The sequence below is a fragment of the Flagellimonas ulvae genome (assembly GCF_049333175.1).
GTDB lineage: Bacteria > Bacteroidota > Bacteroidia > Flavobacteriales > Flavobacteriaceae > Flagellimonas.
In genome coordinates this window covers 877,801-890,936 of sequence record NZ_CP186325.1, presented here as the reverse complement: position 1 = coordinate 890,936, position 13,136 = coordinate 877,801, and the positions used below count along the sequence as shown (strand labels likewise).

At 39.6% G+C, this 13,136-nt stretch carries 13 protein-coding genes and 1 pseudogene; 5 read left to right on the top strand and 9 right to left on the bottom strand.

Features of this window, described 5'->3' with window-relative positions:
- Positions 1-54 precede the first annotated feature (54 nt).
- Together ACOKFD_RS04105 and ACOKFD_RS04100 are read right to left on the bottom strand one after the other, a co-directional pair.
- Positions 55-702 carry a LolA family protein gene (locus tag ACOKFD_RS04105; protein ID WP_422860095.1) on the bottom strand — a complete coding sequence of 216 codons (648 nt, stop codon included), beginning with the start codon at positions 700-702 and terminating at the stop codon, positions 55-57.
- 7 nt (positions 703-709) lie between these two features.
- Entirely contained in the window at positions 710-3,037 is a 2,328-nt protein-coding gene (locus ACOKFD_RS04100; protein WP_422861000.1) for a DNA translocase FtsK, read from the bottom strand.
- Between ACOKFD_RS04100 and ACOKFD_RS04095 the strand changes: the two genes are divergently transcribed.
- A complete protein-coding gene (locus tag ACOKFD_RS04095; RefSeq protein WP_422861044.1) occupies positions 2,973-3,149 on the top strand; it encodes a hypothetical protein in 177 nt (58 codons plus the stop codon). The two genes, ACOKFD_RS04100 and ACOKFD_RS04095, sit on opposite strands and share 65 nt — an antisense overlap.
- A gap of 2 nt (positions 3,150-3,151) precedes the next feature.
- Here ACOKFD_RS04095 and ACOKFD_RS04090 read toward each other — a convergent pair whose 3' ends face one another.
- The 4 genes and pseudogenes from ACOKFD_RS04090 to ACOKFD_RS04075 all read right to left on the bottom strand — a co-directional run bounded on the left by ACOKFD_RS04090 (position 3,152) and on the right by ACOKFD_RS04075 (position 6,892).
- Positions 3,152-3,517 (bottom strand): diacylglycerol kinase family protein, encoded by a 366-nt coding sequence (locus tag ACOKFD_RS04090; protein WP_298999010.1) that lies wholly within the window; start codon positions 3,515-3,517, stop codon positions 3,152-3,154.
- Positions 3,510-4,016, bottom strand: coding sequence for a thiol peroxidase (tpx, locus tag ACOKFD_RS04085; RefSeq protein WP_422860094.1), 507 nt, complete (start codon positions 4,014-4,016; stop codon positions 3,510-3,512). The genes ACOKFD_RS04090 and tpx overlap by 8 nt, the downstream gene beginning before the upstream one ends.
- 91 nt (positions 4,017-4,107) lie before the next feature.
- Positions 4,108-5,598, bottom strand: a complete 1,491-nt coding sequence (gene nhaC / locus ACOKFD_RS04080) for a Na+/H+ antiporter NhaC (protein WP_422860093.1) — start codon at positions 5,596-5,598, stop codon at positions 4,108-4,110.
- Positions 5,599-5,670: 72 nt separating this feature from the next.
- Positions 5,671-6,892: pseudogene (locus ACOKFD_RS04075) on the bottom strand (aminotransferase class I/II-fold pyridoxal phosphate-dependent enzyme).
- Between the two features lie 150 nt (positions 6,893-7,042).
- On the opposite strand from ACOKFD_RS04075, the gene ACOKFD_RS04070 reads away from it, so the two are divergent.
- The 3 genes from ACOKFD_RS04070 (at position 7,043) to lpdA (ending at position 9,461) form a co-directional block, all read left to right on the top strand.
- The gene (locus ACOKFD_RS04070) at positions 7,043-7,507 is read left to right on the top strand and encodes an Lrp/AsnC family transcriptional regulator (protein ID WP_422860092.1); all 465 of its coding nucleotides are present in this window, start codon (positions 7,043-7,045) and stop codon (positions 7,505-7,507) included.
- A 74-nt stretch (positions 7,508-7,581) separates the two neighbouring features.
- Positions 7,582-7,971: a hypothetical protein gene (locus ACOKFD_RS04065; protein WP_422860091.1), complete on the top strand. Its 390-nt coding sequence runs from the start codon at positions 7,582-7,584 to the stop codon at positions 7,969-7,971.
- A gap of 83 nt (positions 7,972-8,054) precedes the next feature.
- Entirely contained in the window at positions 8,055-9,461 is a 1,407-nt protein-coding gene (gene lpdA, locus ACOKFD_RS04060) for a dihydrolipoyl dehydrogenase (RefSeq protein ID WP_422860090.1), read from the top strand.
- Here the strand turns inward: lpdA and ACOKFD_RS04055 are convergent.
- The 3 genes from ACOKFD_RS04055 to ACOKFD_RS04045 all read right to left on the bottom strand — a co-directional run bounded on the left by ACOKFD_RS04055 (position 9,458) and on the right by ACOKFD_RS04045 (position 12,472).
- Entirely contained in the window at positions 9,458-9,742 is a 285-nt protein-coding gene (locus ACOKFD_RS04055; RefSeq protein ID WP_422860089.1) for a hypothetical protein, read from the bottom strand. The two genes, lpdA and ACOKFD_RS04055, sit on opposite strands and share 4 nt — an antisense overlap.
- Positions 9,743-9,786: 44 nt before the next feature.
- The gene (locus ACOKFD_RS04050) at positions 9,787-11,196 is read right to left on the bottom strand and encodes a DUF3179 domain-containing protein (protein WP_422860088.1); all 1,410 of its coding nucleotides are present in this window, start codon (positions 11,194-11,196) and stop codon (positions 9,787-9,789) included.
- 79 nt (positions 11,197-11,275) lie between these two features.
- Positions 11,276-12,472: a heparan-alpha-glucosaminide N-acetyltransferase domain-containing protein gene (locus ACOKFD_RS04045; RefSeq protein WP_422860087.1), complete on the bottom strand. Its 1,197-nt coding sequence runs from the start codon at positions 12,470-12,472 to the stop codon at positions 11,276-11,278.
- Between the two features lie 128 nt (positions 12,473-12,600).
- Between ACOKFD_RS04045 and ACOKFD_RS04040 the strand changes: the two genes are divergently transcribed.
- The gene (locus ACOKFD_RS04040) at positions 12,601-13,134 is read left to right on the top strand and encodes an NADPH-dependent FMN reductase (RefSeq protein WP_422860086.1); all 534 of its coding nucleotides are present in this window, start codon (positions 12,601-12,603) and stop codon (positions 13,132-13,134) included.
- Positions 13,135-13,136: the final 2 nt, after the last annotated feature.

Genomic DNA, 13,136 nt, shown 5'->3' with positions numbered 1-13,136 from the left:
ATTATAAAGAAATCGCGATAAAATATACCGGTCAAGAATTTTTAAATCCAATGCCTAGTTTCTTATGATATAATACCCTTCGTCTTCGTACTTTTTCTCGTCAAAGGTAAACAAGGTATTTGATAAGGCCTGATTGGTTTTAAAAGAATTAACGGTTATCGTGGTTTTGGTCCCGTTACTGCCAGTTTCAATAAGTTTATAGATATGCTTGGTTTCAGCGTCGATGCCCAATAAAATTGAGGTAATTTGGGAGTTGGTGTCTATCGGGATAAGCTTCACATATTGAATTTTTCTGCCTTGCACATCTTGAAGAATGTCCCATTTATAGGTATGCCCTTCTTTATAGAACGTAAGCATTTTGGATGGGGTGATGGTATTGTCATCATCCGATTTATCTTCGATGGTGACTTCCTCATTATCAGGAACAACGGTATATACCTTTTTACCGTCGTAAAGTTGTTTGGAGCCAAAGAGGTCAACAAGATATTTATCACCCATAAGCGTGGCATTACCTCGAGTTTCACTTTTGGTATTGGCCTCGATGTTTTCTAAGCTGTACTTAAAATCGACAAAAATGTTATCATAATTGGTGACCTTATCATAAACTTCATTAAGCAAGGCTTTTGCTTTAGGAGAATTCTGGGAAAACCCAGAAAATCCAATAGTTAGAATAAAAATGGCAAAAAGTATCTTTTTGAACATGGTGTGTTTATTTTTTTTCGTTTTCCAATAGTTGTTCCAAGGAATAGATATCTGGAACCAGCACTTGACGTGCTTTACTTCCTTCAAAAGGTCCTACAATGCCTGCTGCTTCCAACTGGTCAATGATTCTACCTGCTCTATTATATCCCAATTTCAGTTTTCGTTGTATCAAAGATGCGGAACCTTGTTGTGCCGTTACAATAACTTCCGCGGCATCTCGGAACATGGCATCCCTATCCGCGATATCATAATCAATCCCCGTGCCAGAATCTTCACCTACATATTCGGGTAGGAGATGAGCCTCTGGGTAGGCGCGTTGAGATCCAATATACTCTGTAATCTTGGCCACTTCTGGGGTATCAACGAAAGCACACTGTAATCGTGTCACATCGTTTCCTTGAGTGAACAACATATCTCCACGTCCAATTAATTGGTCGGCCCCTTGCGCATCCAAAATGGTTCTTGAATCGATTTTGGAGGTAACCCTAAAAGCAAGTCTTGCTGGGAAGTTTGCTTTGATGATTCCTGTTATTACATTTACAGATGGACGTTGAGTGGCAATAATCAAATGTATTCCAATAGCTCTGGCTAATTGCGCCAAGCGAGCAATCGGAGTTTCCACCTCCTTGCCAGCTGTCATAATAAGGTCAGCAAATTCGTCAATCACCAAAACGATATATGGTAAAAACTTGTGCCCATCATTTGGATTGAGCTTTCTAGCTTTGAATTTGGTATTGTACTCCTTAATGTTTCTCACCATGGCCGTCTTCAGAAGCTCATAACGGTTATCCATTTCAATACATAGGGAATTTAGGGTGTTGATTACCTTGGTGGTATCTGTAATAATGGCTTCTTCAGAATCCGGGAGTTTTGCCAAAAAGTGTCGCTCAATTTTATTGTATAGGGTAAGCTCAACCTTTTTTGGGTCCACTAAAATAAACTTCACTTCTGCTGGGTGCCTTTTGTAAAGTAAAGAAGTAATGACTGCATTCAATCCCACCGATTTCCCTTGACCCGTAGCACCGGCCATAAGTAAGTGAGGCATTTTGGCCAAATCCACCACAAAAGTCTCATTGCTGATGGTTTTTCCAAAGGCAATAGGCAGTTGCATTTCTGCTTTTTGGAATTTACTTGATGCAATTACGGACCGCATGGAAACAATAGTGGCATTTTTGTTGGGCACCTCAATACCAATAGTTCCTTTGCCAGGTATAGGCGCAATAATACGTATACCTAAAGCGGCCAAAGAGAGTGCAATGTCGTCCTCTAAATTTTTAATTTTTGAAATTCGGACTCCTGCTTCAGGAACAATTTCATACAGAGTAACCGTGGGTCCAATGGTGGCCTTAATTTGGGCAATCCCAATTTTATAGTTTTTAAGCGTACTTACAATCTTATTTTTGTTCTCTTCTAACTCCTCTTGATTGATAGTGATTCCCCCGGATACGCCATGTGGGTCCAAAAGCTCCAGAGGTGGAAATTTGTATTGGCTCAAATCCAATTTGGGGTCGAATTCACCAAAATCCTTGACCAATTTTTCTGATTTTATATCCTTTTCTTCTTTCTCTTCAACCACTTTCTCCACCTTCAATCCTATATCTTCTGTTTCTTCTTCTTTCTCAGGAAGGTTGACATCCAGCCCAGCTTCCTTTATAATAGGAGGGATATCCTTTTTATGGGTGTATGTATCTATCTTTTCCGTTTCGGTGTCCTCCATGCTCAGCTCAATGCTATTATCACCTGTAGTCACTGTGGCCATGGCTGGGGTTTTCTTCTTAGTGTTCGATTTAAAGGAATTACGTTGTGTACGGAAAAAATTGGCGAATCCCTCTGGTGTAAAATTGAAAAGTCGCACCAGAATTACCATCAAAACAAAAACCAGAATCAAGAATATGCCAATCTTGCCTACATAGTCTTGAAGAAAGTCATTCATTTCAAAACCGATAGACCCTCCCAATAAAGGTTGTTCATAGGCAAAGAATCCCAATGCTATGGAGACCCAAATAGTTCCCAAAATACCCCAAATCCATTTGGAAATCAGGCCTTTGCCGTTCAACCCTAAAAAAAGGTACAAACCGGTTATGGCCAAAAGCAAAGGAAAGGCGAACGAAGCTAATCCAAAGCCCTTGTACATAAAAAAATGACTAACAGCTGCCCCAAACTTGTTAAGGAGGTTGCTGGCCTCTGCATTTCTATCCTTGAATTCTGACAGAAGACTTTGATCCTCCTGCCAAGTGAAGTAATAGGACATAAACGAAAAAAAGAGGGCAATGCTTAACACAATCAGCAAACTCCCAAAAATGATCTTGTTCTGTTTGGACAGTACAAATGATATCTTCTTTTTTTTTGAGGTTGAAGATTTTGATTTTGTTCTCTTTTTGGCCATTAAAAACTTAGATAACGGGGCTAATTTACAAATTTACGTTTCCAGTAGTGCTTCTGGATGAGTTTACAATAGTTTGGGTATATAGATAATGCATCCTACAATACTGGCCAATATGGATACAATCATAACGGCTCCTGCGGAAATATCTTTTATGAGCCCGATTTTTTCGTCGTATTCCGGTTGCACATAATCCGCTAACTTTTCGATGGCAGTATTTGCACCTTCAATTCCCATGACTAAACCTATGGAGATTAATTGAATGGACCATTCGGTTGGCGAAATATTAAAGTAAAACCCAGCTGCAGTAACACAAAGCGCAATAATAAACTGTATTTTGATACTTGCTTCGGTCTTTAATAAAAGAAACATGCCTTTTAAGGCAAAGCCAACACTTTTTATCCTATTGACCAGAAAAGATTCCTTAGGCATTTTTGAGCGCTTCCAGTGCCGCTTCGTAGTTAGGTTCATCCGCAGTTTCGGAAACTTGCTCCGTGTATTTCACTGTACCTTCTTCATTCAGCACCACCACGGCTCTGGAATGAAGGGTTTCGAATGCGCTGTCCGCAAATTCGACACCGTAATCCTTTCCAAATTTTCCGGTTTTATAATCTGAAAGCATTTCTACATTTTCAATTCCCTCAGCACCACAGAATCTTGCTTGGGCAAAAGGAAGGTCTTTGGAAATGCATAATACTTGGGTGTTTTCTAAGCTTGCTGCTTCTTTATTGAACTGTCTGATAGATTTTGCACAGGTACCAGTATCTACACTTGGGAAAATATTTAGGACCACTTTGGACCCTTTATAATCTTCCAGAGAGGCGTTGGCCAAGTCTGATTTGGTCAATGTGAAACCTGGAGCTTTATTGTTTGAAGCAGGCAATTCACCTACAGTTGTAGCGGGGTTTCCGCCTAAAGTTATTGATGCCATATCGTATTTTTTAGTTTGGTGTGAAGGTAAAAATATTACCTATGAACAACTAGGTTCTTGTAGAATATTTAATAACAAAATATAGTCTGTACTACACTGCGGCAGGTTTGGCCAATTGTTTAATTTTAATTTGAAGAGCGGCGAACAACAAGGTCATAAATGGGCTTAGCCAATTAAAAATGGCATAGAAGAAATATTCACCAACGCTAACACCTAAAACACCACTGTGGTACGCGCCACAGGTATTCCATGGTACCAAAACGGAAGTTACCGTACCGGAATCCTCAAGTGTACGACTCAAATTTTCAGGGGCAAGCCCTCTTTCTTTATACGCCTTTGAAAACATTTTGCCCGGAACTACCAAAGCTAAATATTGGTCGGATGCAGTCACATTTAATGCAAGACAACTTCCCACGGTACTGGCAAAAAGACCGAAAGTGGTCTTGGCCATACTCAAAAGTGACTTAGTAATTCGTTGCAGAGCTCCAATACCATCCATAATACCTCCAAAAACCATAGCGCATACTATAAGCCAGATGGTGCCCAACATGCCTGACATGCCCCCAGAGGAAAAAAGGTCATTGAGTGCAGGGTCTGGAGTATTAATCGAGGTATCTATGGTAATGGCATTTAAAATGCCTTTATATCCTGATTCAAAATTTAAACTATTACTGCCACCCAAATTAGCTACAATATCGGGTTGAAATACTAAAGCAAAAACACCTCCAAGAAGAGTCCCTATTAAAAGTGCGAGAAGAGGAGGGGCCTTTTTTACAATTAAGAAAATAACCGCCACAGGAACGAGGAAAAGCCATCCGTTTATATTGAATGCCCCATCAATATTCTGAAGAATAGATGCTGTATCGGCAACTCCCGAAGTATCTATGGTAAACCCTAAGATGATAAAGACAACCAAAGTAATTGAGACTGTGGGTATGGTAGTCCAGGCCATATACCGAATATGAGAGAACAAATCACCACCTGCCATCGCGGGTGCTAAATTGGTGGTATCGCTCAAAGGAGACATTTTATCACCAAAATAAGCTCCAGAGAGTACGGCTCCCGCCGTCATACCCAATGAAATGCCAAGCGCTTCCCCAATTCCGATTAAGGCTATCCCCACAGTTGCAGCCGTGGTCCAACTACTTCCGGTAGCTATGGAGATAATGGCGCAAATAATCACACAGGCTGCTAAGAATATTGTAGGATTCAATATTTGTAGGCCATAGTAAATCATCGCTGGAATAATTCCACTTACCAACCATGTACCCGATAACGCTCCGACCATCAATAGAATGAGAAGTGCACCGGTAGTTGATTTTACATTTTCAGCTACTTCAGCAATCATCTGTTTGTAAGATACCTTGTTAAAAAAACCAACTATGGCGGCAACGGCCCCACCCAAAAGGAGAATAAATTGGTTGGACCCACTCAAAGCATCATCACCAAACACATATACATTATAAGCAAGCATAGCAACCAAGGCGAACACCGGTATTAAAGCTTCCCATATGTTCAATTCCCTATTTTCAATAACTTTTTCGTTTTGTCTGTATTTGGCTTTTTGCTTTTTCTCTGACATTGGTCCGCGTTTGGTTAAGGGTAATATTACAACATTGACCCTAGCTTTGCAAAAAACGAAGTACTTTGGAGATTATGCTTCGACCTTATCCGTAGCAAGAACACCATGCTTAATCATACATTCCCGCATGGCAAGATATGTCTGGTGCACATCATCATCGAGGCCTATGGAGAACCGTATAAGCCCATCGGTTAGTCCCATAGCCTGCTGTTCTTCCAACGGAATTTCGGATGAAGTAGAAGTGCCAGGAGCACTGAATAAAGTTTTATAAAAACCAAGACTAACGGCCAAGTATCCCAGGTTTTGCTTTTGCATGGTTTCCATGAGGGCATTGGCTGTATCTAGATTACCTACATCAATGGTCAAAAGGCCTCCGTATCCATATTCATGTTCCATTTGAGCTTTCATGGTTTCATGGCCGGAGTGGCTTTTCAATCCTGGATAGACTACTTTCAAACCATCCTTTTCAAATTGTTTCGCAAGAAACATGGCATTTTCACTATGTTTTTTCATCCGAATATGTAACGTCCTGAGGTTCTTCAGAATAGATGCTGCGCGAAGACTATCCAGAGTACTCCCTAAAAGCATTCCAGCTCCGTCATTCACATCCTTTAATTGAAGACAGAACTCCTTGGAACCACAAACTACACCCGCTACTGCATCGCTTGTTCCATTGATGAATTTGGTAAGACTATGAATAACAATATCTGCCCCTAGTTTTGCAGGAGCTATGCTTAAAGGCGTAAAGGTGTTATCAACGACTAATGGAATAGTATACTTCTTTGCCAAATGGGCTAAGGCCTCAATATTTGAAACTTCCAATAGGGGATTACTTATCGCCTCACAATAAATCATTTTAGTTTTGGAGGTAATACTGTTCTCAACTTTTGAAATGTCAGTAGTATCCACAAAAGAAGTTTGGATATTGAATTTCTTTAGAAAATTTTTCATCAAGGCATAAGTGCCCCCATAAATGGTTCTGCTACTCACTATATGGTCACCGGCATCGCAGCATTGAAAGATAACTGAAGAAATGGCACCCATACCACTGGCATATACATTAGCAGACTCTGTTCCCTCAAGAGAAGCAAGTGCCTCACCCAAATACAAATTGGATGGAGAGGAATGTCGACTATATAAATAACATCCTTCTGTATTGCCCTCAAAAGTATTCGAACATTGTTTTGGCAGAAAGGAAAGTATAGGTTGAAGAATCAGAAATTGAAGGATTTACTCCTCCGAACTCACCGAAGTATTGCAAATCTTGAATACGTTGTGCAGCACTTTTTTTCATACTATTTACTTTCTTCAAATTTAACCATGAATAGAACATAAATCAGTATTCATGAGCTTTTGATGAAAATAAAGTTATATTAATCAATTAATACTGAATAAAATTCTATATTTAAAATGATTTAAACTTGTAAGTTGAAAATTTTTCAGGATGGATTCGAAGGATAAAGCATTGCTGACATTGCTTCAGACAGATAGCAAGCGTACCAACAAAGAATTGGCATATCATCTGGGGCTTTCAACAACCGCTGTATATGAACGCATTAAGCGGTTGGAAAGAAAAGGGGTTATTCAAAGTTATGTAGCCCTGGTTAATCGTAAACAGGTCAATCGAAGTTTTATGGTTCTTTGTCATGTTCGATTGATTCAGCATACCAAGGAAAATGTACTACAGTTTGAAAAAGAAGTACAAAAATTAAATGAAGTTTCAGAATGTTTCCATACCAGTGGAGACTACGACTACATACTTAAAATTAGTGTAGAAGACATGGAAGCCTATCGAAAATTTATGGTCACTAAACTTACTGCTATAAAAAATATTGGTAGCACTCAGAGTGCCTTTGTTATCAACGAGGTCAAAAATTCCACAGCGATTCTTTTAGAAACTTTAACCTAAATCGCTGTTAAAATAGGATTGAGCAGGCAATTTTTTTGTGACATTTAGGTTCAATCAAAAAACGAACCTTAACCATGTCATCAAAAAACCGGGTGTTGCTCACGGCAACTGCCACCTTAATAGGTACTCTTTCACTCATTTTGTATACTACACTTTCCAGAGATGTATTATTTGACAATGTAAGTTATTGTACTTCTTCCTCGGGCACCCTTCTTTTAAGTGGAATGGCCGTATTGCTTTCTTCTGTAGTGTCTGGATTTTTGGCTTCCCTTATAGTGGTACGTGATAACAACTGGCCCCATGTGCTGATTTCATTCCTTATTGTGGGAAAAATGGGTTTTTTAGTTCTCTGTGGAGAATGGAGTGGTCCTTTTTGGTTTGAAACAGGTCAACATCTGTCACTTATAGCAGGATTATGGCTAGGGTCACTTGGAGCGTCCAAATTCCCATTGGCTCCAATGTAAAAGTCAAGGGGTTTCCCAAAAAACATTCGTATTTTTACATCCGTTTTTGTAAAAGATTTTTCTAAACTTTTTAGCCTTTCTTTATGAGTCAATATGATGTGGCCGTTATCGGTTCTGGTCCAGGAGGATATGTAGCAGCGATTCGTTGCGCCCAATTGGGAATGAAAACTGCGATTATTGAAAAATATCCAACTTTAGGGGGAACCTGTTTGAATGTAGGGTGTATTCCTTCAAAAGCACTTTTGGATTCTTCGCACCATTATGAAGATGCCATAAAACACTTTGAAGAACACGGTATTGATATTCCTGGTGAGGTAAAAGTCAATCTTCAACAAATGATTGCCCGTAAAGATGGGGTAGTGGAGCAAACTACAAAGGGAATCGTATTCCTCATGGATAAAAACAAAATAGATGTCTATGAAGGATTGGGAAGTTTTAAGGATGCCACACACATTGATGTTGCCAAGAACGATGGTAGTGTAGAAACCATTGAAGCCACGAATATTATCATTGCTACGGGTTCAAAACCATCTACGCTTCCTTTTATTTCTATTGATAAAGAACGCATCATAACGTCAACAGAAGCTTTGAAACTTAAGGAAGTGCCAAAACATATGATTGTCATCGGCGGTGGTGTTATTGGTCTGGAATTGGGACAGGTATACAAAAGATTGGGTGCAGAAGTAAGCGTAGTAGAATATATGGACCGCATCATTCCGGGAATGGACGGGGCATTGTCCAAAGAATTGATGAAGGTGATGAAAAAGCAGAAGGTTAAATTCCATCTTTCGCACAAAGTAAAATCTGTGGAACGTTCTGGTGATGAGGTCATTATAAAAGCAGATGATAAAAAAGGCCAAGAAGTGGAGTTTAAAGGTGATTATTGCCTGGTTTCTGTGGGTCGCCGTCCTTATACGGATGGTCTTAATGCCGATGCTGCGGGAGTCCAGTTGGACGAACGGGGCAGGGTAGTGGTCAATGACCATTTACAAACTACGGCTTCAAACATCTATGCAATTGGTGATGTGATTCGAGGAGCTATGTTAGCGCATAAGGCAGAAGAGGAAGGCACCATGGTTGCTGAGATTTTGGCAGGTCAAAAGCCACATATCAACTATAATTTAATTCCTGGAGTAGTATATACTTGGCCGGAAGTAGCCGCTGTTGGAAAAACAGAAGAGGAACTGAAAGAGGCGGGAATCGATTATAAAGTAGGACAATTTCCAATGCGTGCCCTTGGCCGTTCACGAGCTAGTATGGATACCGATGGTTTCGTAAAGATTTTGGCGGATAAAGCTACGGATGAAGTACTTGGGGTACACATGATCGGAGCCCGCTGTGCCGATTTAATTACGGAAGGAGTTACGGCAATGGAATTTAGAGCATCTGCCGAAGATATGGCACGAATGAGTCATGCGCATCCAACCTATGCTGAAGCTGTAAAGGAGGCGGCCTTAGCCGCCACTGAAGATAGACCCATACATATTTAGGAAACAGAGAGTACTCTATTGATGGGAAGGTTAATTGCCTTCTTAAGTATGACTCGTTTGTTGGTAACGCCCCAAATGGTGGTTTCAACTTGTTTCATGCCTTCGTCGTCCTTAAACAAGATTTTGACCTTGTGACGCTCAAGGTTACCTAAGCGCATAGCCTTGAATAGGCTGGTACAACGCTGGTTTTGGTCCTGTTTTTTATGGAGTACATCACTCTTAGGGAAGTTAAGAGAGGGTACATTTTCTTTATCAACTACGGTTATTTTGGTATTGTTCATATGAATAGATGTTTAGTTTTTATTCGTTTTGAAAGGGATTATGTTTATTTGATTAAAGTCACATCAGGAAAAGCCGCTTTATAACCAAACCAAAAGGCATTAAAGGAATGTAATCGTTCCAAAATCTCTCCTTCGGGGCCCTCTAGACTATTTTCTTTTAGCGTCCATGTATTTCCATCTGAATCTTCTGTGGTAGTTTTTCCATCGTATTCCGAAAACAGGGTATCACCTGTTTTAAAAACCCTATGGGCTCCGGACTTGTCGGTGAAAACGGTGAATTCTGTATTTCCTATCTGGTTTTGATAGATGGTGTTTTGTTGTAAAAAACTACTGCTGATAGCTAAGTTTTCATCTGATGCATTGGGTAAGCGGATAGCCAAAACTTCATCTTTGTTTTTTAAGCTTGTATCGATTTCAGGTACCGTAAACATTAAATCATCTGTTGAAAAATAATCCCGATAAGCAACACCTTCACGATAATCTCTCCGATGTCCAGTATCCAAAGAAAGTACTTTGGTATCTGGATGTCTTTTTTTCCACTCGCCCCAGGTTGTGGTCACTACACTTAAATACTCCAACTGGATTCCTTTGCCAACCAAAGGTCCAATTACAGGTTCCCCTTCTAAGGTGCTCCATAGCGATTGGGTGGCCTTATCGTACATCAATTTGTTGGAACGATACAGAAAACCACTGGTCCCCATTTGGTGATTTACACCATCATGTTCTGTTTTATATAATATCACAGTACCGCATAAAGTACAATACACTCCGGCTACAGGTGTTCCTCCAACCTCATCAACAAACATTTCGTGCCAAGCCAAAATCTGTTTTGGGTAAGCTCTGGCATCTCCATTTACTTCAATACCAAATACGATAGCGCTATCCTTTAGATAAGTGGCTTCCAAGGGACGGATCATTTTAGGATTGCGAAGCGGTGGAATACCATCTTGCAAAACCCCACCCCAACGTACTTCATCTAAGCGTATAGTGGATTGATGACTTCGATTCAAGAAGTATTTACCAAATCTAGGGTCGATTAATTGATGAAGTTTGGATTTGTACTCAAAATAAGAATCTGGATATTTGGCATCTTTCTTCCAAATCCACTGAAACCATTTGTCATAATCCAATCCGAATTTCTTACCGGTTTTTTGTCGAAGTATTTGCAACAGTTTTTTGGAATGTCCTTTTGAGCGTGCAAAATAAGTGGCCTCCAAAAGCATGATCTCGTAGCCTTCTTTCCAATTCTCTTGAATATGCTTTAGAGCTCGCACAGTTAAATAAGGGTCATCTTCGCGTAGAAGGTCCAAAAAGAATTGTGCCGTACGATCTTCTTCAACAATCTTGTTTTCCGTAAAATCTGTTGGAAAATTTATGGCCAGAATCGAGGAAAACGTAAATACAAGGGAAGTAAAAAAGAGTAGTTTCTTTTTTGTCTTGGGTACAGCGAGCATTATAATTTTTTATAATGTGTCGCTAGAAACTGAAATCGCTGAAGCTTTTAACTATTTTTTGTGATGAGCTGAGGGAATGTTAATTCTTAGCAAGGCCCAAAACACGAATGATAAAAACACGAATTTTAATTGCAATTTCCTTTAGAATGGGTGTGGAAATCTTGTATAATTCAAAAGTTTGATTTTTACCGGTCTGCACTATAGCATTGATGTTAGCTTTTATTTGTTGCTCATGCGTTTTGTACCTCAAGGATAGAAAAGTGCAGGCAAACATAAAGGTCAATGCTCCCGGAACAACTATTGCCGGGGTAAGGGAATGGTTAAAAAAGCGATATAGTCCCAACCCTGTGAAACTGCCGTAAAGAATGATAAAATGGACAACATAGATGGTCAATGTGCTAGCGCCAATTTTCAATACAGTTGCATTGCTCATGAATTTTCGTAAGATCATGAAAATCGCAAAAATGACAAATACATCACCCAACCGAATGAACAGATAGTTGTTCTGTTCAATTAGTGCAAAAAGTCCGATTGAGGTTGTTTCGAATAACCAAATAAAACCTTTGGAAGAATAAAAAATCAGCAAGAAACCCAAAGATGCTGCCAAAGTAATGGCGGTAGGATATAAATGTTTGAAATTCTTGTATCTGGTAAAAAGAACTGAAAGGAATCCACCTATAGTGGCATAACCCAGCCAGGGTATTATGGTAAAGACTGAACCATTGGCTTTGGTAAAATAATTAGCAATAGCGTATGGCAAAAACGAAAAAGACCATTGTTTGTATATTGGTTCAAATGCAAAAAGCAATAGGGTTGTCCCAAGTAAAAGTATGGGGAACACTATTTTGGATTTATTCGCGCTGAATAGATACAGACCAATAACTGCCAATATAGATAGCCCTATGCAATGCAGTACATCAACCAAATAAAAGGAATCATAAATAGTACCAGTGAACAGCCCAAACAAATTCATACGCAGCAAGTAGCCAATTAGTAAAAGTTGCAGGCCTCTTCTAATCCCTTTTTTTACCCGAGGATTTGCCAATCCAGTTTCAGGAACGCGAATAAGCAAAAAGGTAAATATGAAGCCGGAAACGGTAAAAAAGACAGGGGCAGTTATTCCCCTAAAGTATTGCCATGTATTAAAAACAAGATTGTTTCCATCCCTAAATATGGGATCTAGCAGACCATCAATAAAATGTCCTTGGAGCATCATTAAGATGGCCCAAGCGCGCATGGCATCAATAAAGAATAATCTGTTAGTTCCGGTTTTCATGTTAAAAGGCTACCCTATATACTTGCTTTACAGCGGGTTTGGATGTTTGGCACGCCAAAATTAGATAAAATACGCTCATCTTTTAACGCTTTACGGTATTTTAGCGAAAGAATCAAAGATTTATTGTTATGACTGAGGTTTTGGCATTTGCGGGAAGTAATTCCTCCACATCTATCAATTATGAACTGGTTAAATATACTGTTTCATTAATGGATAATCATAAGGTGCAGACCTTGGATATGTCTAGATACCCTTTTCCCATGTACTCCGCCGATGAGGAAAAGAAAAAAGGATTCTCCAACTCTTTGATAGAGTTTAAAGGGTACATCCAACAATCTCAAGGTCTTGTTCTTTCCGTTAATGAGCACAACGGTAATCCATCTAGCTATTTTAAAAACTTGATTGACTGGCTTTCTAGGTTGGAACGAAAGTTTTTGGAGGACACTGTGGTTTTTTTAATGGCGGCATCCACAGGTAAGGGAGGCGGAAAAGGATCGCTGGGAATTACAGACAAAATTTTACCTCGTTTTGGGGCAGAAGTTGTCTCTACATTCTCATTACCTTCTTTTAATGAAACCTTTGCGACAGGTGAAATAACCGATGTAGCATTGAAGGAACAGCATGCTGCTGCTCTTCAGGTTTTTCTTCAAAAACTAAACTAAAA

Excerpts from the sequence above, each read along its gene's own strand:
- tpx (WP_422860094.1), bottom strand. The coding sequence starts at position 4,016 with ATGGCATCAATAACTTTAGGCGGAAACCCCGCTACAACTGTAGGTGAA.
- lpdA (WP_422860090.1), top strand. The coding sequence starts at position 8,055 with ATGAGTCAATATGATGTGGCCGTTATCGGTTCTGGTCCAGGAGGATAT.
- ACOKFD_RS04090 (WP_298999010.1), bottom strand. The coding sequence starts at position 3,517 with ATGCCTAAGGAATCTTTTCTGGTCAATAGGATAAAAAGTGTTGGCTTT.
- ACOKFD_RS04045 (WP_422860087.1), bottom strand. The coding sequence starts at position 12,472 with ATGAAAACCGGAACTAACAGATTATTCTTTATTGATGCCATGCGCGCT.
- ACOKFD_RS04055 (WP_422860089.1), bottom strand. The coding sequence starts at position 9,742 with ATGAACAATACCAAAATAACCGTAGTTGATAAAGAAAATGTACCCTCT.
- ACOKFD_RS04065 (WP_422860091.1), top strand. The coding sequence starts at position 7,582 with ATGTCATCAAAAAACCGGGTGTTGCTCACGGCAACTGCCACCTTAATA.
- ACOKFD_RS04050 (WP_422860088.1), bottom strand. The coding sequence starts at position 11,196 with ATGCTCGCTGTACCCAAGACAAAAAAGAAACTACTCTTTTTTACTTCC.
- ACOKFD_RS04105 (WP_422860095.1), bottom strand. The coding sequence starts at position 702 with ATGTTCAAAAAGATACTTTTTGCCATTTTTATTCTAACTATTGGATTT.
- ACOKFD_RS04070 (WP_422860092.1), top strand. The coding sequence starts at position 7,043 with ATGGATTCGAAGGATAAAGCATTGCTGACATTGCTTCAGACAGATAGC.
- ACOKFD_RS04095 (WP_422861044.1), top strand. The coding sequence starts at position 2,973 with ATGCTTAACACAATCAGCAAACTCCCAAAAATGATCTTGTTCTGTTTG.
- ACOKFD_RS04040 (WP_422860086.1), top strand. The coding sequence starts at position 12,601 with ATGACTGAGGTTTTGGCATTTGCGGGAAGTAATTCCTCCACATCTATC.
- nhaC (WP_422860093.1), bottom strand. The coding sequence starts at position 5,598 with ATGTCAGAGAAAAAGCAAAAAGCCAAATACAGACAAAACGAAAAAGTT.